Raw genomic sequence first — 17,663 nt, 5'->3', positions numbered from 1 at the left:
CTGTTCACGCAAATTTCCCGGAGTCAAGCCGAACACGTCACCAGCACCGCACGTACCTGCACCCCGATCCGCTCGAGCGCGCGCACCGATTCGCGGGCAGTAGCGCCGGTCGTGAGCACATCGTCGACCAGTACGACCTCGGCATTCGGCGCGATTTCCGACCCGGCTCCGGTACCTGGCCTGGCCATGATCCGACCGCACAGATTGTGTTGTCGCTCACCGACTGTCAAGCCCACCGAATCGCGCACACCCCACCACACCCGCAACATCGGTATCACCCGGCTATCCGGCAGCCATCGGGCCGCCGCCCGCGTCGTGCGCACCACCGGATCTCCGCCGCGGCGGCGCGCGGCCACCCGCCGACTCGGCGCCGGGATCAATACCAGCGACCGCTGATCATCGCGCAGCCGCGCCAGACCATCGGCAAGTGCCAGCCCCACCGGCTCGGCCAGATCGCGGCGCCCGTGCTCCTTCGCCGCGAGCACCGCCCGCCGGGCCGGACCCGCGTACGAGGCGAGCGCCCAGCACGGCACACCCGGATCGGCGCGTGGCCACACCCGCGTCGGCGGCTCAGCCAGGGTGGCCGCACAGTCCGCACACCAGCCCACACCCGCCACACCGCATCCGGCACAGGCCGTCGCCAGGATCAGATCCAACAGGGTTCGCATCGCCCGAGTCTGCGCCTGCCCACCGACAGATTCGCGAATATCGGTGTCGCAGTATTCGTTTCGCTGCCGACGATCAGCCAGGTAGCACCGGGACCGAGTTGTCGCCGTTGAGGCCGGGCACCTCGCGCCAGAACCGGTCGGAGGTCTGCTCGCTGTACTGCAGTTGGAGCACCGCACGCGAGTCGCCGACATACTCGGTCTCCGGCGAGGCACTGACCACCCGGACCGGCGCGGTCAGATTCTGGCTGGTTTGCGGGGCGAACTGGGATCCGTCGATGGAGACGGTCGAGAGCGGATCGACATTGCCCTCCCTGGCAATCACGATGGTGTCCGCGGTGAGCCAGCTCAACGAAACCGCGCGGGTGCTGAGCGAGAGCGCGAGCGGCACCGGCGAGGTGAGCGCGTATTTGCCGTCGGGGCGTCGTTCGACCACCGCCACATAGACCTTGCCGTCGGCGATGAGGGCCGCGCGCACACCCGAGCGCGATACCCGCAACTCGGTGATCGGCAGCCGCAGCGGCGATCCCTGTGCCGAGGCCATCAGGGCCGAGATGTCCACATCCTGTACCGAGACGTTTCCGGTGGCGCGATCGTTGACGGCGCGGATGACCCGTTCGCCATCGATCACGGCCCAGGCGGCGGTGCCGTCGGCATTCCAGGACGGTCGGCTGATGGTGGAGCCCTCGGCGACCGGGAAGGCGTTGCCGCCGTAGCTGCCGACCATCAGCGTGCGCGGCGGCTCCGGCGGCGGACGTCCGGCATCGGCGACCGCGGCGACCAACTGACCGTCCGGGGAGAGCGCGACCGACTGCAGATTGTTCACCGCACCGAAGTAGCCGGGCGGTGTGATCATCCCGCCGTCGGTGACCTGCACCAGCGAGCCGTTGCGCAGCGCGTGCAACCCGATCTGGTTGCGCGCGTAGACAGCTGGGCTCAGCTGTTCGACATCGGCGACCGACCAGCCGTTGGCGGCGAAACGATCGTCGAACGGTTTGCCGTCGGCGAGCAGCATGTACGGTCCGAGGATTTCCGCACCCGCCAGCGTGAGCACCACCTGTCCGGCGAGGAGTTCTTTATCGCGCGGGGACAGCCCGGACGCACCCGCGAAATCGATGCGCACACCGCCGAGTCCGACACCGACGTCGTTGTCGTCATTGTTCGGCCTGGTGATCGGGCCACGCAGGGTCACCGGTGGTGCGAGTTGATTGCGCACGACCGAGGTGAGCGCGGGCTGGGTGCCCTCGGCCAGCAGGCTGAGCAGGCGCTGGGCCAGCTGGTTCTTGGCCACCGAGATCCAGCGCAGATCGGGGACGGCGGTGGTGCCGGTCGGGTCGATGAAGTACAGCACGTAGCGGCGGTAGGACTTGGCGAAGGCGGTCTGCTCCATCACCACGCCGTCGGGCAGCTCATCGATGCGCCATTCGCCGTCGACCTTGGTCATTTCGATCTTGTTTTCCAAGGGCGCGTCGATGGCCCGATAGGCGCCGTCGGCGGCCAGTTCGCCGACCTTGTGCGCCCGGATCACATAGGTCGCCTTATCGCCCGAGCGCGATTCGCGCAGGGTATCGGCCCGGTCCACGATCAGCGTGCCCGCCGTGTCGTCCCACTGCGCCGATGCCGACGGTGTCATGTACTGCCGTGCGGCCACGTGCCGGTTGGCCGGATCCGCGGTGGCCTGCAGGAAATCGCGGAGCAGCAGGTCCGGATCGCGACCGCCGATGGGCGGCGGCGGACCGTCGGAGGTGGGCTGGCGATTGATGGTGCCGAGTGCCTGCGGCGCGGAGGATTCCGGCAGGCTCGCGCATCCGGTCAGTACCAACAGCGCGGCTACGGCCGCCGCACCCAGCGCGGACAGCCGGAGCGAGGTGCGCCTCGGATACCAGCTACGCATCCTCATGACTGTACGTCCCCGCCGTCACCCGGCACGCTGTGCCCGGCCTGCTTCGGTTCGGTGGATTCGGTTTGCTCGGCCTCCGGTCCCGTGCCGTTGGTGAGTCCGGTCGAACCGACACCGTTCGAGTCGTCCGCCTCCGCCGCATCGGTGTCCGTCGCTTCCGCGGCAGTTCCACCCGGGAGCGCTTCGCCACCGTTGGTCTCGACGCGGATCACCGGCAGCTCGGTGACCGTGGCTGTGGCTTCCGACTCGTCGGCGGCCGGATCCTCGACCGGTTCCGGATCTACCCGCGGCGCGGGCAATGACTTGCGCAGCACCGGTTCCAGCGGCAGCGGGCTCGCGCCCATCTTCTTGCCGCGCACCAGCGGCAGGGTGAGCCGGAAGCTCGCGCCGATACCGATCTCGCCCCATGCCTCGAGCTTGCCCTCGTGCAGATTGGCGTCCTCGACGCTGATCGACAGACCGAGTCCGGTGCCGCCGGAACGCCGCATCCGGGACGGGTCCGAACGCCAGAACCGGTTGAAGACCAATTTCTCCTCGCCGGGCCGCAGGCCGACACCCTGATCGCGCACGATCACCGCGACCGCGTTGGCCTCCAGATCGCCGCGCATCCGGATCAGCACCGGCTTGCCCTCGCTGTGGTCGATCGCATTGGCCAGCAGATTGCGCAGCACCCGCTCCACCCGTCGCGGATCGACCTCGGCGACCAGCGGCTCCTCCGGCATATCGATGACCACCTCGACACCGGATTCCTTGGCCAGATGCCGCACCGTGGAGATCGCCGCCCGCGCGCACATCCGTACGTCGAGCGATTCGACCTGCAGTTCGGCAACACCGGCGTCGTGACGGCTGATCTCGAGCAGATCGTTGAGCAGACCCTCGAAGCGGTCGAGTTCGGTGACCAGCAATTCGGAACTGCGGGCCAGCGCCGGATCGAGATCGTCGCTGCTGCCGTGGATCAGGTCGGCCGCCATGCGGACGGTGGTCAGCGGGGTACGCAGCTCGTGGCTGACATCGGAGGTGAAGCGACGCTGCAGATTTCCGAATTCCGCCAACTCGTTGATCTGGTTGGACAGACTCTCGGCCATCTCGTTGAAGGCCTGCGCCAGCCGCGCCATATCGTCCTCGCCGCGCACCAGCATGCGTTCCTTGAGCCTGCCGTCGGCGAACCGGCCCGCGATCCGCGCGGCCGAGCGGATCGGCAACACCACCTGCCGGGTGACCAGTGCGGTGATCGCGGCCAACAGCACCAGCAGCACGACGCCACCGATCAACATGGTGCCGCGCATCAACGACAGGCTGCGCTCCTCATTGGCCAGCGGGAAGATCAGGTAGATCTGCAGCGTCGGAATCTCCGCGCTCGGGCTGCCGATGATCAGCGCCCGGCCGTGGTAGCCATCCGGATCCGCGACCGAGGCGAACTGGTAGCTGACCTGGTTGCGCGCGACGAAGCGGCGCAGTTCCTCGGGCACCTCCTGGATCGGCCCGGTCGAGATCTGCTGCTGCGGGGTGCCGCCGACGATGCTCAGCGCGGAATCGAAACTGCCTGCGACACCGGTGGATTGGCCGGTCCCGCCGCGGTTGGACAGCGCGTTGCGGGCATCGATGAGCCGCTGCTGCTGGGTGCCGATATCGTGCACACCGGCGAGCTGGCTCTCCACCGTATTGCGGGCGCGATCCATCTCCTCGACCGCACCGTTGATCTTCGCGTCGATCAGCCGATCGGTGATCTGACTGGTCAGCACCACGCCGAGGATCGTGATGACGATCAGCGACAGGGTGAGTGTGGACACGATGACGCGCAACTGCAGCGAACGCCGCCAAACATGGCCGAGTGCGCTGCCGACTTCCTTGAGCCAGGCGACCACCGGCGCGAGGGACCGTTCGAGGCGCTGCACCACACCGGGCGAGGCGGTCGAACGATCCGCGTCGCCACCGATCACGGCTTCGCCTCGCTGGCGCTCGGCTGCGCCGTTCTCGCGAACGCTGTGTCTTCGGTTCGCTCGCCGCGCTTGCTCACGGTGGTCCGGCCTTGTAGCCCACACCGCGGACGGTCAGCACGATCTCCGGATTCTCGGGATCCTTCTCGACCTTCGCCCGCAACCGCTGCACGTGCACGTTCACCAGGCGGGTGTCGGCCGCGTGCCGGTAGCCCCAGACCTGCTCGAGCAGGACCTCACGGGTGAAGACCTGACGCGGTTTGCGGGCCAGCGCGACGAGCAGATCGAACTCCAGCGGTGTCAGCGAGATCTGCGCACCGCCGCGGGTCACCTTGTGCGCGGGCACATCGATGACGATATCGGCGATGGAGAGCAGCTCGGCGGGCTCCTCCTCGGTGCGCCGCAGGCGCGCGCGCACGCGGGCGACGAGTTCCTTCGGCTTGAAGGGTTTGACGATGTAATCGTCGGCACCGGACTCCAGACCGAGCACGACATCGACCGTATCGGTCTTCGCCGTGAGCATCACGATCGGAACTCCGGAGTCGGCCCGCAGCACCCGGCACACGTCGATACCGTTCATGCCCGGCAGCATCAGGTCGAGCAGCACCAGATCGGGACGAATCTCCCGAACCGCCGCCAGCGCCTGCGTGCCGTCGCCGACCACATGCGGGTCGAACCCTTCCCCGCGCAAGACGATCGTCAGCATCTCAGCGAGTGCCATATCGTCGTCGACGACCAGAATCTTCGGCTTCATAAGTACTATGTTGTCATCTCTCGCGCTCGGAACGGGCCGCCACGCCAACACTGGTGCAATCCCGCCGCACATCCAACCTTATCCAGCAACAATTTCGACCAAACGAGTAGTCAGCGTCGCCGGATCGTCATCGGATCGGTATCTCGACCACGGCCCGTACCAGTCCCGTTCGGCCAGCTCACGGTACACCTCGCCGGTGCGCCGCTGTAGTCCGCCGTCGCGCTCGTAGGCATCGAGTGCGCGACTGTCGTCGAGTTCGCCACGCAGCCGGGCACGCTCGGCCGCGACCTCGGTCGGCACGTCCAGCAACAACTGCAGCGTCGGCACCGGCAACTCGAACCGGCCGAACTCCAATTCGCCCACCCAGCGGACGATTTCGCCGTCGGCCGACTGATGCAGGCGCGCAGCCGAATACGCGGCGTTGGAGGCCACGTAACGGTCCAGGACCACGATGTCGTTGTCGGCCAACAGCTTCGACAGGTCGTCGCGCGCCGCCGCCCGATCGAGTGCGAACATCAGCGCCATGCCGTGCACCGAATCGGCGAGATCGCCATGGGCGCCACGCAATGCCTCGGCCGCGAGATCGGCGTGGACGGACCGGTCATAGCGCGGAAACGCGAGTGTTTCCGCGCGCAGGCCCCGCGCGCGGAGGTTGGCGAGGACACTGTCGATCAGCGTCCGCTTCCCAGCGCCGTCGAGGCCCTCGACCGCAATCAACACGCCCATGGCGAGCAGGCTACCGCCAGACCACGGCACCGAACGACAGCGCCCCGCCGACCGGGCTCGGTCGGCGGGGCGCAGGTCTTTTCGGCGCTACCTGCGGCGGCTCAGTAGCGGTAGTGCTCGGGCTTGTACGGGCCCTCGACATCGACGCCGATGTACTCGGCCTGATCCTTGGTGAGCTTGGTCAGCGTGCCGCCGAGCGCCTCGACGTGGATGCGCGCGACCTTCTCATCCAGATGCTTGGGCAGGCGGTAGACCTCGTTGTCATACTCTTCCGGCTTGGTCCACAGTTCGATCTGCGCGATCACCTGATTGGAGAAGCTGTTCGACATCACGAACGACGGATGTCCGGTCGCATTGCCGAGATTCAGCAGCCGGCCCTCGGACAGCACGATGATGGACTTGCCCGACTCCTTGAACGTCCACAGGTCGACCTGCGGCTTGATATTCAATTTCGTTGCACCGGAACGCTCCAGCGCCGCCATATCGATCTCGTTGTCGAAGTGACCGATATTGCCGAGGATGGCCTGGTCCTTCATCGCCTTCATATGGTCGAGGGTGATGATGTCCTTGTTGCCGGTCGAGGTGATGACGATATCGGCCTGGCCGATCGCCTGCTCGACGGTCACGACGTCGTAGCCGTCCATCAGCGCCTGCAGCGCGTTGATCGGATCGATCTCGGTGACCTGCACCCGGGCGCCCTGTCCCGCAAGCGATTCCGCGCAGCCCTTGCCGACGTCGCCGTAGCCGCAGATCAGCACCTTCTTGCCACCGATCAAAACGTCGGTGCCCCGGTTGATTCCGTCGATGAGCGAGTGGCGGGTGCCGTACTTGTTGTCGAACTTGGACTTGGTGACCGAGTCGTTGACGTTGATCGCCGGGAACACCAACTCACCCGCAGCCGCGAACTGGTAGAGCCGCAGCACGCCGGTGGTGGTCTCCTCGGTGACGCCCTGCACCGATTCGGCGATCTTGCCCCACTTGGTCTTATCGGTTTCGAAGCGCTCGCGCAGCAGGTTCAGGAAGACCTTGTACTCGGTCGAGTGGTCCTCGTCCTCCGGCGGCACCAGGCCCGCCTTCTCGAACTGCGCGCCGCGCAGCACGAGCATGGTGGCGTCACCGCCGTCGTCGAGGATCATATTGGCCGGCTCGCCCGGCCAGGTCAGCATCTGCTCGGCGGCCCACCAATACTCCTCCAGGGTCTCGCCCTTCCAGGCGAAGACCGCGGTGCCCTTGGGCTCGTCCACGGTGCCGTGCGGTCCGACGACGACCGCGGCGGCGGCATGGTCCTGGGTGGAGAAGATGTTGCAGGAGGCCCAGCGGACCTCGGCGCCCAGCGCGGTCAGCGTCTCGATCAGCACGGCGGTCTGGATGGTCATGTGCAGCGAACCCGAGATGCGCGCACCCCGCAGCGGCAGCACCTCCGCGTACTCGCGGCGCAGCGCCATCAGACCGGGCATCTCGTGCTCGGCGAGGCGGATCTCCTTGCGACCGAATTCGGCCAGCGACAGGTCCGCCACCTTGTAATCGATGCCGTTGCGGACATCGGCGGTCAGGGACGTGCGTGCGGGAAGTTCTGAGGTCGTCATCTGCCTCTATCAGCCTCTCCTGGTTCGTCAGTACCGGGTCAAGGCTAACCGCTCAGTACACCCGCCGGACTACGCGGTCACGCCATAGGACATCAGGATCCGACGGCGCTTACGCGGCTGGATATTCGCGAGGGTGATGTCGCCGCCGTAATGGGCCAGTACACGGTGATCCATGATGTGTCGCCACAGCGGCGGGACGGCCGCGAACACGATCATGGACAGGTATCCGGCGGGCAGCTGCGGCGCCTGCATCGAACTGCGCAGGGTCTGGTACCGGCGCCCCGGATTCGCGTGGTGATCGCTGTGCCGCTGCAGGTGGAACAGGAAGATGTTGGTGACCAGATGGTCGCTGTTCCAGCTATCGCGCGGAGAGCAGCGCTGGTAAAGACCATTGGGCCGACGGGCCCGCAGCAGTCCGTAGTGCTCGATGTAATTCACCGTCTCCAGCAGCATGACGCCGATCACCGCCTGCAGCGCCAAGTACGGCAGCAAGCGCCAGCCGAAAACCGCCAGCAGCGTGCCGAACAGCACCACAGTCATCGCCCACGCCTGCAGGACTTGGTTGTCCACGCTGAACCAGCGTTTGCCCTTGCGAGTGAGGCGCTCGCGTTCGAGCCGGATGGCGGAACGGTATCCGCCGGAAATGCTGCGCGGCAAGAACTCCCAGAGGGATTCGCCCATCCTGGCGCTGGCCGGATCCTCCGGCGTCGCCACCCGCGCGTGATGGCCGCGGTTGTGCTCGACGAAGAAGTGCCCGTATGCGGACTGCGCGAGCGAAACCTTGGCCAGCCAGCGCTCCAGATGTTCGACCCGATGCCCGAGTTCATGCGCCGCGTTGATGCCGATACCGCTGACGAACCCGAGAGTCGCCGCCAGCCCGAGCTTGTCGAGCACGGCCAGCTCGTCCCCCGCCCACATGAGCGAGGCGATGACCAGGCCGACCAACTGGACCGGCAGGAACAGATAGGTGCACCACCGGTAGTACCGATCGTTGGACAGCAACTCGTAATCCTCGTCGCGCGGATTGCTGCCGTCCACGCCGATGACCCAGTCCAGCACCGGGATGACGATCAACACGATGATCGGCCCGATCCACCAGAAGACCGCGGCACCGGTATGCAAGACCAGCTGCGATGGCAACAACGCGATCGCAGGAGCGATCAGGCCCAAAACCCACAGATGGCGTTTGGGGTCGGGCGACCCCGCCGGTTTGCCAACCGTTTGCACGTTTGCCCCGCTAAATAAGTACCCTAACTCCGACGCTTGACAATACATACAGACCTTACGACCGTTACACAGCAACGTGGCGCCGAAAGATGTCAATCGTTACGTGCGTGGCGGTTGGTTTTCAAGAACCCTCATATGTAGCCATGATCAGGGCATACTCGCCGCAAACAGTCAATTTCCCAGCGGTGGGATCAGCGCTGTTCGCGCGCGGCGAGAATCGCCTCGACGTACGGACTGAAGACGGCACTCAATTCGGCGGGGGCATTACGCCCGGCCGCGGGCGGTGTCGGGATATAGCTCAGCGCGATACGCACCAAAGCTTGTGCCAGCACGTCGGATTCGGCGGCCGTCGCCTGCACCCAGCTGTGCTCGAATGCGATGGACAGCCGAGCGGTCGCATGTTCGAGCAACGGCTCGGCATCAAGGGTGATGAGCCGCAACAGATCCAGCTTCACCTCACCGGCGACCAGCGACTGGACCAGCGGGTCGGCGGCGGCGGCCTGGAAGAAGTCGCGCAGCCCCTCTTCGAACGCGGCGCGCGCGTCGCCGATATTGCCATCGATCGCGGAGCCGACATGATCGACCAGATCGTCGGCCAGGCGTAGCGCATAGGACTGCGCCAGCCCGGCGCGCGAACCGAATTCGTTGTAGAGGGTCTGCCTGCTGACACCGGCGCGGGTGGCTACATCACCGAGGGTGATCTTGGACCAGTCCCGCTCGGTGAGCAGCTCGCGCATCGAATCCAGGACGGAGGTGCGCAGGAGTTCCCGCGCCGCCTCCTGATAGGAAACCCTGGGTCCGTTGCGCGGCATACCCGCGAGGTTGTCACGGGTGGTTGCCGCAGTCAAAATTCACGACCGTTCGATCTCGACCATGTAGAAGTCGGCCTTGGCGGCGCCGCAGTCCGGGCAGGTCCAATCGTCCGGAATGTCGTCCCAACGGGTGCCCGGCTCGATCCCGTCCTCCGGCCAGCCCTTGGCCTCGTCGTACTCGAAGCCGCACTGGATGCATTGAAACAGTTTGTATTCCGTCATTTGGGAACCCCCATCGGTTCGAAGTCGATCTTCTCGCGCACACCGCAGTCCGGACAGCACCAGTCGTCGGGTATCTTCTCCCACGCCGTGCCCGCCGGAAACCCTTCGTGCGGTGCGCCTTTCAGCTCGTCGTAGATGTAATCGCAGACGGGACAACGAAATCTGCTCATGATCACGCCTCCGACTCGGCCGTACCGTAGCGCGCGATCACCTTGGCCCGCTTGGCCGGATGGATATTGGCGCGGGTGATATCGCCGCCGTAATGCGCGAGCACCCGTTTGTCCATCACGCGCCGCCACAGCGGCGGGAAGTAGGCGAGCAGGATCATGCTGGCATAGCCGCTCGGCAGATTCGGCGCACCGTCCCAACTGCGCAGCGTCTGATAGCGGCGGGTCGGATACGCATGGTGATCACTGTGCCGCTGCAGGTGGTACAGGAAGATATTGGTGACGATGTGGTCGCTGTTCCAACTGTGCACGGGGGCGGGCCGCTCGTACCGGCCGGAAGCGGTGCGCTGGCGGACCAGACCGTAGTGCTCGAGATAGTTGACCGCCTCCAGCAGGCTGAAGCCGACGACCGCCTGCAGGATCAGATACGGCAGCAGGCCGATTCCGAACACCGCGAGCAGGACCGCGAACAACGCCACCGACATCAGCCAGGCACTGAGCACCTCGTTGCGCAGACTCCACGGCTTCTTGCCCAGCCGATCCAGCCGGGTCTTCTCCAGCCGCCACGAGGAGATGAAGCTGCCCCGCACCGTGCGCGGCCAGAAGGCCCAGAACGATTCGCCGACACGGGAACTCGCGGGATCCTCAGGCGTCGCGACACGCACGTGGTGGCCGCGGTTGTGCTCGATATAGAAATGGCCGTAGCAGGACTGGGCCAGGGCGATGCGCGACAGCCAGCGCTCCAGATCGACCTTCTTGTGGCCGAGTTCGTGCGCGGTATTGATGCCGATGCCGCCGATCATGCCGATGGTGATGGCCAGGCCGATCTTGTCGACGATGTGCAGCCCGCCGTCGATACCGAGCCAGCTCAGGTTGTCCGCCGTGATCAGGTAGCACCCCAAGATCAGCGTCGCGTACTGGAACGGCAGGTACAGGTAGGTGAGATAGCGGTAGTACTTGTCGTTCTCCAGGTACTCCATCACCTCGTCGGGCGGATTGTCGCCGTCCGGACCGAAGAAGATATCGGCCAGCGGGATCACCACGTACACCAGCACCGGGCCCAGCCAGAACGGCACTTGGGCCAGCCCGTGCCAGCCGAATTCGTTGAACGCCCAGATCAGCGGAAGGCCGATGGTGAAAAGGCCCGTCGGCGCGAATAACCCCCACAGCCACATGTATCGCTTGCGGTCGCGCCAATCGGTCGCTGCGGCCGGGCGGCCAGGCGCATGGGTTTCCGTGGACATCGTTGTCTCCTCATCCAAGCGGCACATCACATGTGATGTGCAGTACCACTTACTTGGACATTAGAGATCAACTTGTCTTCTGTCTAGACAAATTTATGAATTTGTAAACTCTGGCGGAAACGGCAAATCGGACAGCGCGGCACGCCCGAAACGACGATCGCCGCGTCATCCCGTCGAGGGCGGGTTGACGCGGCGAGCGAGCTGTCGAGATTCAGCGAAGCAGGACGTCGGCGTCGCCGGGCAGTGCGTCGATCGGCCACCAGCGCAGATCGGTCGACTCATGGCTGCGGATCGGGACCGCACCGGGCGGCGCGACGATGCGGAACAGCAGGTCGAGGTGGCGGGTCGGGACGCCGAGCGAGCAGGTGATCGGATGAGCCTGCGCGCCATAGAGTTCGGCATCCATGTGCAGGCCGGTTATGCCGGACTCCTCGGTCGCCTCGCGCAGTGCGGCGTCGGCCACCGTCTCGTCACCCTCCTCGCAGTGGCCGCCGAGCTGGATCCAACGGCCGACCCGCGGGTGCAGCGTCAGCAGCACCTCGCGCTCGTCGTGCGAGAAGACGACGGCCGAGGCTGTGATGTGACCGGGTGCATGCTCGCGCAGACACCCGCGCGGCGCGGATCCGAGGAAGGCCAGCATCGCCTCGCGCAGCGAGGCATCGACACCCGTCGGCTTCCACGCCTCCAGTAACCGCGTTGCCGAGGCGTGCAGCGAACTCGCGCTCACGACCGTGCCTCGCTGGCGCTCGGCCCTGTCGTGTGCGATTGCACGCTGTGTTGATAGTTCACTCGCTGACGCTCGCTCACAGTTCGACCAGGCCGGGGCCCGGTCCGAAGACCGGACGTGGGGTGAGTTCTTCGAGGGGGTGGCCTATGGCAATGGCGCCCAAAGGGTTCCAGTCGTCGGCAAGGCCGAGAACCTCGCGGGTGACCTCCGGGGCGAAGATGGTCGAGCCGATCCAGCAACTGCCGATGCCCTCGGTGGCCAGCGCGACGAGCAGGCCCTGTACCGCGGCGCCCACCGCGACGGTGAACATGGTGCGTTCATTGCCGCGCCGCCGCTCATCCGGATAGTCGTGTGCGCCATCGGGCACGCAGAACGGGATGATCACCTCGGGTGCGTCGTGCAGGATGCGGCCGCGGGCGATGCGACGTTGCACCCGCTCCGGATCGAGACCGTCCACGGTGAGATCGGCCCGCCACCGCTCGGCCATGGCTTCCAGCAGCTGCGCGCGCAGACCGGGCTTGCGGACCCAGACGAAGCGCACCGGGCGGGTGTGATGCGGCGCGGGCGCGGTGAGCGCCTTCGCCACCGCGGCGCGGATGCGTTCGGGATCGACTGGGGCATCGGCGAATTGACGGATCGAGCGACGCAGCAGCAACGCCTCGGAGCGCCCCTGCTCGATCGCCTCGGCCGTGCCGAGCCAGAACAGGTCATCGGTGCCGCCGCGCAACAGATCCGCGGCACAGGAGCCGTCATCGGTGACCGGCAGTCCGCGCACCACCGCGACCGGGACACCACCGAGCTTGCCCTTCACCAGATCCGCGGCGGCGGCCAATTCGTCGGCCACCGCCACCTGGGTGACATGGAGTTCATTGCCCTGCCCGTCGACCGCGCCCGCATAGTCGTGCAGCACCCGCAATCCGGCGGAGCCGATGGCGGTGTCGGTCTGACCGTTGCGCCAGGCCCGGCCCATGGTGTCGGTGACGAGCACCGCGATGTCCACCCCGAGCCGCTCCGACAGCGCGGTGCGCAAAGCCTTCGCACTCCCATCCGGATCCGATGGCAGCAGCACGAGCTCACCTTGCTCGACATTGGATCCGTCCACCCCCGAGGCGGCCTGCACGATGCCGAGCTTGTTCTCGGTGATCAGCGTGCGACCCTTGCGCGCGAGTACGCGCACCGCCTCCTGCTCCACCAGCGCGCGGCGCGCGGTATCGCGCTCCTCCGGATCCAGCGGCGCCTCGACGATGCGGCCCTCGACCTTGGCGACGATCTTGCTCGTGACGACCAGGATGTCGCCGTCGACCAACCAGGGCGCGGCGGCGGCGATATGTTCGGCGAGATCGTCGCCGGGCCGGAATTCCGGCAGCCCGGTGATCGGCAGGATCCGCAACTCCCCCGCCGCGTGATCGGCCGGTCCCGTCAATGGCTCTTGCGTAGTCATGGCTTCACCTCGCTGACGCTCGGTTCCGCCATGACTGGCGGCGCTGTGCCTTCGGTTCGCTCGCTGCGCTCGCTCACCCCAGCCAAGTCGAGCGCCTCCCGCACCATTTCGGCGGTGGTCGGCGGATCGGTCATCAATAGCGGCACGCTGCGCACTTCGACACCGGGCACATCCGCGGTATCGGTGCTGTGGATCAGCCATCCGTCCAGGATGCCGGTGGCCGAGCGCGCGCCGTAGTGCCGCCCGATCGCCTCGGCGGTGGTTTCCACGCCGATCACTGAGAGGCATTCGTCAGCCATGCCGCGCAGCGGTTTTCCGTCGATCACGCCGGAGATGCCGATCACCTTGGCCTCGGTGGTGCGCAGTGCGCCGCGAATGCCGGGCACCGCGAGGATGGCGCCGATGCTCACCACGGGGTTGGAGGGGGCCAATAGCACCGCATCGGCCCCGGCTATGATCTGCGTCACATTTGGTGCCGGTTTGGCGTCATCCGCCCCAATTGTGGCGAATCCGTGCGTCTCGATGTCCGCGCGGTAGCGAACCCACCACTCTTGGAAATGGATCGCGCGGCGTTCGCCAGGGTTGTCGGGGTCACTGACAACGACATGTGTTTCGCAGCGATCGTCGGTAGCCGGGATGAGTTTTACGCCCGGCTGCCACCGGTTGCACAACGCCTCGGTGACCGCGGAGAGCGGGTACCCGGCACGCAGCATTTCGGTCCGAACCAAGTGCGTCGCGATATCGCGATCCCCCAAACCGAACCAATCGGGTTGGGCATGATATTTGGCCAGTTCTTCCTTGGCGTGCCAGGTTTCGGCGACCCGGCCCCAACCGCGTTCGGTATCGATGCCGCCACCGAGGGTGTACATGCAGGTATCGAGGTCGGGGCAGATCCGGAGGCCGTGCATCCAGACGTCGTCACCGACATTGACGATGGCGGAAACATCCGCATCGGGCAGTAGTTCCCGGACGCCCTGAAGGAAGCGCGCGCCGCCGACCCCGCCCACCAGGACGACGATCTTGGGCCCACTTGCGGGTGCGGTGTCCGCTTGTTGTGGAGTCACATCGACACAGCCTATGCGCTGCCGGAGCGGGCGCGGTTCGCGCCGTATTTGCCGGTCATTTGCTATTCCGGGTTCAAGATCAGCTACGGAAAGCGGTAGCGGATAGTAACGGAATTGCGACGGCGGCTTGACCATCGACACGTTCGGCGTGTCTAATCACAGTCATGTCATTTCGGGTTCGCGCGAGAGTTCAAGGCGCGGACAGCTTTTCGAACAAGTGTTCGCACCGGGGTGACAAGCTCGGGGATGTCCGCGGGACAACGTCGCGGGGTACGGCCGTCGGTGTGCGTGTTGGTCCGACGGAAAGAATCAATCTGCGCTAACACACAGTGAGGAGGCGGAGCGATGGCCAATGAGCTGGCCCCTTCGGGCATGCCGGGCGGCGTATCGCAAACCGATTCCACAGCAGGCGCAGCACGTGGCGTCTGCGCAGAGATCGGTCGGATCGAACCGGACCGGATCGGGCCTGAGATGACCGACGGAGTGACAGCACCCCGGCTCAGCTTGGTCGTGACGGGCTTCGACGAGATGTTCGAATCGATCGAGGAGCAGTGGCAGGAACGTGCCCTGTGCGCACAGACCGATCCGGAGGCGTTCTTCCCCGAGAAGGGCGGCTCGACCCGTGAGGCCAAACGGATCTGCATGGGCTGCGAGGTACGCGACGAGTGCCTGGAATACGCGCTCGCGCACGATGAACGCTTCGGCATCTGGGGCGGTCTCTCCGAACGAGAGCGGCGCCGCCTGAAGCGCGGCATCGGCTAGAACTTCGCGTCGGCCCGCCTCGGGTGCGCATAGCAGAGGCGGGCTGACTAAGTTTTAGTCATGGCCCGTTCACGTAATCGTCGTCCGCCGACCGCACGATCGGTGATCCGTCGTGGACGCGGGGTACGCGGGCCGATGCTCCCACCGACGGTGCCGGCTTGGCGCACCAGGGGGCAGCAGTTCGACCGGCTGGTCCTCGAGGCCTTCGCACCCTTGGACACCCGGTGGCACGATCGACTCACCAAGCTCGATATCGCTGTCGACGATGTGCCGAAAATCCGTCCGCTGCACCCGGATTCGGTCACCTGGCCGGACGAGGTGGTGGCCGACGGACCGGTGCCGCTCTCGCGACTCGTTCCGGCCGGCGTGGACCGGCACGGGGTGGCCACCCGCGCCCGAGTTGTGTTGTTCCGCAAGCCACTCGAACTGCGCGCGGGCGATCCCGACGATCTGGTCGATCTACTGCGCGAGGTCCTCGTCCAGCAGATCGCCACCTATCTCGGCGTCGATCCGGACCTCATCGATCCCGAAGGCGTGTGACGAACACACCGCCGAACGGGGATGAACTCGCCCGAAAACGCCGAATCCTTAGCGTGTCTGAGCACATCGCAACGTCGAGCGCGTTACTCTCATCGGCGTGATCCCCATGCGTCGTTGCTGCCGACCAGGTTGCAAGAATCCCGCTGTTGCGACGCTCACCTACGTGTACTCCGACTCGACCGCGGTGGTCGGGCCACTGGCGACGGTGGCCGAACCGCATTCCTGGGATCTGTGTGAAACACATGCTTCCCGAATCACCGCGCCAAAGGGTTGGGAGATGGTTCGCCACGAGGGCGGATTCTCTTCCAGCACACCGGATGACGATGATCTGACGGCATTGGCCGAAGCGGTCCGCGAGGCCGGGCTGCGCCGCCGTCCCCCGGAGCACGACCAGCGTGGCTACTCCGATTACGCCCCGCCCGCACCGCGCGCCACGCGCACCGGTCGGCGCGGACACCTCCGAGTACTCCCGGACCCGCCCAGCTAGCAGTCGGGACGGGACCGTGTCAGGGGTGTCGGCGCGAGCCACTAGGGTGGTCACCATGACTGTGGCCCGCTCTGCCGAATTCGTGAACGCGGTGATCAAGGCTTATGACGTTCGCGGGGTCGTCGGTGAACAGATCGACGGAGAATTCGTCAAGGATGTGGGGGCCGCGTTCGCGCGGTTGATGCGCGCCGAGGGCGCGACCCGCGTGGTCATCGGACACGATATGCGCGAGTCCTCCCCGGAACTGGCCGCCGCCTTCGCCGACGGCGTACTCGGCCAAGGCCTCGACGTGGTGCACATCGGGCTCGCATCGACCGATCAGCTCTACTTCGCCTCCGGTGACCTCGACTGTCCCGGCGCGATGTTCACCGCAAGCCACAATCCGGCCCGCTACAACGGCATCAAGCTGTGCCGTGCGAAGGCGCTTCCGGTCGGCCAGGACACCGGCCTGGCGACGATCAAGGACGAGGTGGTCAACGGGGTACCCGGCTACGCCGGAACGCCGGGCAGCGCCACGAAAGTCGATCTGCTGGCCGAATACGCGAAGTTCCTGCGCGGACTGGTCGATCTCGACGCTGTCCGCCCGCTGACCATCGCGGTGGACGCGGGCAATGGCATGGGCGGGCACACCGTGCCCGAGGTGCTGGGCACCGTGGCGCAGCTGACCCTGGTGCCGCTCTACTTCGAGTTGGACGGCTCGTTCCCCAACCACGAGGCCAATCCGCTCGATCCGAAGAATCTGGTCGATCTGCAGGAGCTGGTCCGCAAGTCCGGCGCCGATATCGGCCTCGCCTTCGACGGCGACGCCGACCGCTGCTTCGTGGTGGACGAGAACGGCAATCCGATTTCGCCATCGGCGATCACCGCCCTGGTCGCCGAGCGTGAGCTGGCCAAGGAACCGGGCGCGGCCATCATCCACAACCTGATCACCTCGCACGCAGTACCCGAACTGGTGCACGAGCTCGGCGGCACCCCGGTGCGCACCCGCGTCGGGCATTCGTTCATCAAGCAGGAGATGGCGGCCACCGGCGCGGTATTCGGCGGTGAGCATTCCGCGCACTACTACTTCCGCGATTTCTGGGGCGCCGATTCCGGCATGCTCGCGGCCCTGCACGTGCTGGCGGCGCTCGGTGAGAAGGACCGGCCGATTTCGGAACTCATGTCGTCGTACGAAACGTATGCGGCGTCCGGAGAGATCAACTCGACAGTGGCGGACGCGAAGGAGCGGACGATGGCTGTAGTGGACGCATTCGGCGATCGGGCCATATCGGTGGACCGGTTGGACGGCGTCACCGTCCAGCTCGCCGACGACGCCTGGTTCAATCTGCGCGCGTCGAATACCGAACCGTTGCTGCGGCTGAATGTCGAGGCCCGGTCGACGGAGGAAGTGGACGCACTCGTG

Annotated in this window: 18 protein-coding genes; 4 read left to right on the top strand and 14 right to left on the bottom strand. The window is 66.1% G+C overall.

The window, feature by feature from the left end:
* Positions 1-23: 23 nt before the first annotated feature.
* The 14 genes from NP3_RS42115 to cofD form a co-directional block, all read right to left on the bottom strand.
* On the bottom strand, positions 24-668 hold the full coding sequence (locus NP3_RS42115; protein ID WP_063047285.1) for a ComF family protein: 645 nt from the start codon (positions 666-668) through the stop codon (positions 24-26).
* 73 nt (positions 669-741) lie between these two features.
* On the bottom strand, positions 742-2,559 hold the full coding sequence (gene lpqB, locus NP3_RS42110; RefSeq protein WP_157124911.1) for an MtrAB system accessory lipoprotein LpqB: 1,818 nt from the start codon (positions 2,557-2,559) through the stop codon (positions 742-744).
* Positions 2,560-2,561: 2 nt separating this feature from the next.
* Positions 2,562-4,505, bottom strand: coding sequence for an MtrAB system histidine kinase MtrB (mtrB, locus tag NP3_RS42105; RefSeq protein ID WP_373864830.1), 1,944 nt, complete (start codon positions 4,503-4,505; stop codon positions 2,562-2,564).
* Between the two features lie 73 nt (positions 4,506-4,578).
* A complete protein-coding gene (mtrA, locus tag NP3_RS42100) occupies positions 4,579-5,256 on the bottom strand; it encodes an MtrAB system response regulator MtrA (protein ID WP_062984230.1) in 678 nt (225 codons plus the stop codon).
* 78 nt (positions 5,257-5,334) lie between these two features.
* Positions 5,335-5,982 carry a dTMP kinase gene (locus NP3_RS42095; RefSeq protein ID WP_084509629.1) on the bottom strand — a complete coding sequence of 216 codons (648 nt, stop codon included), beginning with the start codon at positions 5,980-5,982 and terminating at the stop codon, positions 5,335-5,337.
* Positions 5,983-6,083: 101 nt separating this feature from the next.
* A complete protein-coding gene (gene ahcY, locus NP3_RS42090; protein ID WP_063047283.1) occupies positions 6,084-7,568 on the bottom strand; it encodes an adenosylhomocysteinase in 1,485 nt (494 codons plus the stop codon).
* Positions 7,569-7,637: 69 nt separating this feature from the next.
* A complete protein-coding gene (locus tag NP3_RS42085; protein WP_245721342.1) occupies positions 7,638-8,708 on the bottom strand; it encodes an alkane 1-monooxygenase in 1,071 nt (356 codons plus the stop codon).
* A gap of 278 nt (positions 8,709-8,986) precedes the next feature.
* Complete coding sequence (locus NP3_RS42080) at positions 8,987-9,607, bottom strand: TetR/AcrR family transcriptional regulator (protein WP_063047299.1); 621 nt, start codon at positions 9,605-9,607, stop codon at positions 8,987-8,989.
* A gap of 39 nt (positions 9,608-9,646) precedes the next feature.
* Positions 9,647-9,829 carry a rubredoxin gene (locus tag NP3_RS42075; protein WP_063047281.1) on the bottom strand — a complete coding sequence of 61 codons (183 nt, stop codon included), beginning with the start codon at positions 9,827-9,829 and terminating at the stop codon, positions 9,647-9,649.
* Entirely contained in the window at positions 9,826-9,999 is a 174-nt protein-coding gene (locus NP3_RS42070) for a rubredoxin (protein ID WP_063047280.1), read from the bottom strand. The genes NP3_RS42075 and NP3_RS42070 overlap by 4 nt, the downstream gene beginning before the upstream one ends.
* A 2-nt stretch (positions 10,000-10,001) precedes the next feature.
* Positions 10,002-11,240 carry an alkane 1-monooxygenase gene (locus tag NP3_RS42065; protein ID WP_063047298.1) on the bottom strand — a complete coding sequence of 413 codons (1,239 nt, stop codon included), beginning with the start codon at positions 11,238-11,240 and terminating at the stop codon, positions 10,002-10,004.
* A 211-nt stretch (positions 11,241-11,451) separates the two neighbouring features.
* Entirely contained in the window at positions 11,452-11,967 is a 516-nt protein-coding gene (locus NP3_RS42060; RefSeq protein WP_063047279.1) for an NUDIX hydrolase, read from the bottom strand.
* Between the two features lie 76 nt (positions 11,968-12,043).
* On the bottom strand, positions 12,044-13,408 hold the full coding sequence (locus tag NP3_RS42055) for a coenzyme F420-0:L-glutamate ligase (RefSeq protein ID WP_063047278.1): 1,365 nt from the start codon (positions 13,406-13,408) through the stop codon (positions 12,044-12,046).
* On the bottom strand, positions 13,405-14,472 hold the full coding sequence (cofD, locus tag NP3_RS42050; protein WP_245721341.1) for a 2-phospho-L-lactate transferase: 1,068 nt from the start codon (positions 14,470-14,472) through the stop codon (positions 13,405-13,407). Before cofD ends, NP3_RS42055 begins: the two co-directional genes overlap by 4 nt.
* 528 nt (positions 14,473-15,000) lie before the next feature.
* Here cofD and NP3_RS42045 point away from each other — a divergent pair.
* The 4 genes from NP3_RS42045 to NP3_RS42030 all read left to right on the top strand — a co-directional run.
* Positions 15,001-15,234: a WhiB family transcriptional regulator gene (locus NP3_RS42045; protein WP_029901515.1), complete on the top strand. Its 234-nt coding sequence runs from the start codon at positions 15,001-15,003 to the stop codon at positions 15,232-15,234.
* A 60-nt stretch (positions 15,235-15,294) separates the two neighbouring features.
* Positions 15,295-15,774, top strand: coding sequence for a metallopeptidase family protein (locus NP3_RS42040; RefSeq protein ID WP_169814677.1), 480 nt, complete (start codon positions 15,295-15,297; stop codon positions 15,772-15,774).
* A gap of 106 nt (positions 15,775-15,880) precedes the next feature.
* Positions 15,881-16,261 (top strand): DUF3499 domain-containing protein, encoded by a 381-nt coding sequence (locus tag NP3_RS42035; RefSeq protein ID WP_083898166.1) that lies wholly within the window; start codon positions 15,881-15,883, stop codon positions 16,259-16,261.
* A 61-nt stretch (positions 16,262-16,322) separates the two neighbouring features.
* The coding region (locus tag NP3_RS42030; protein ID WP_174566313.1) for a phosphomannomutase/phosphoglucomutase at positions 16,323-17,663 on the top strand (1,341 nt) is incomplete at its 3' end.

Source organism: Nocardia pseudovaccinii NBRC 100343 (genome assembly GCF_001613225.1).
In the GTDB taxonomy this organism is placed as follows: Bacteria; Actinomycetota; Actinomycetes; order Mycobacteriales; family Mycobacteriaceae; genus Nocardia; species Nocardia pseudovaccinii.
The sequence above is the reverse complement of the archived record's forward strand: the minus strand, read 5'-3'. Positions and strand labels throughout refer to the sequence as shown.

Excerpts from the sequence above, each read along its gene's own strand:
- NP3_RS42080 (WP_063047299.1), bottom strand. The coding sequence starts at position 9,607 with ATGCCGCGCAACGGACCCAGGGTTTCCTATCAGGAGGCGGCGCGGGAA.
- NP3_RS42070 (WP_063047280.1), bottom strand. The coding sequence starts at position 9,999 with ATGAGCAGATTTCGTTGTCCCGTCTGCGATTACATCTACGACGAGCTG.
- NP3_RS42095 (WP_084509629.1), bottom strand. The coding sequence starts at position 5,982 with ATGGGCGTGTTGATTGCGGTCGAGGGCCTCGACGGCGCTGGGAAGCGG.
- ahcY (WP_063047283.1), bottom strand. The coding sequence starts at position 7,568 with ATGACGACCTCAGAACTTCCCGCACGCACGTCCCTGACCGCCGATGTC.
- NP3_RS42065 (WP_063047298.1), bottom strand. The coding sequence starts at position 11,240 with ATGTCCACGGAAACCCATGCGCCTGGCCGCCCGGCCGCAGCGACCGAT.
- NP3_RS42055 (WP_063047278.1), bottom strand. The coding sequence starts at position 13,408 with ATGACTACGCAAGAGCCATTGACGGGACCGGCCGATCACGCGGCGGGG.
- NP3_RS42035 (WP_083898166.1), top strand. The coding sequence starts at position 15,881 with ATGCGTCGTTGCTGCCGACCAGGTTGCAAGAATCCCGCTGTTGCGACG.
- mtrA (WP_062984230.1), bottom strand. The coding sequence starts at position 5,256 with ATGAAGCCGAAGATTCTGGTCGTCGACGACGATATGGCACTCGCTGAG.
- NP3_RS42075 (WP_063047281.1), bottom strand. The coding sequence starts at position 9,829 with ATGACGGAATACAAACTGTTTCAATGCATCCAGTGCGGCTTCGAGTAC.
- NP3_RS42115 (WP_063047285.1), bottom strand. The coding sequence starts at position 668 with ATGCGAACCCTGTTGGATCTGATCCTGGCGACGGCCTGTGCCGGATGC.
- lpqB (WP_157124911.1), bottom strand. The coding sequence starts at position 2,559 with ATGCGTAGCTGGTATCCGAGGCGCACCTCGCTCCGGCTGTCCGCGCTG.
- NP3_RS42045 (WP_029901515.1), top strand. The coding sequence starts at position 15,001 with ATGTTCGAATCGATCGAGGAGCAGTGGCAGGAACGTGCCCTGTGCGCA.
- NP3_RS42040 (WP_169814677.1), top strand. The coding sequence starts at position 15,295 with ATGGCCCGTTCACGTAATCGTCGTCCGCCGACCGCACGATCGGTGATC.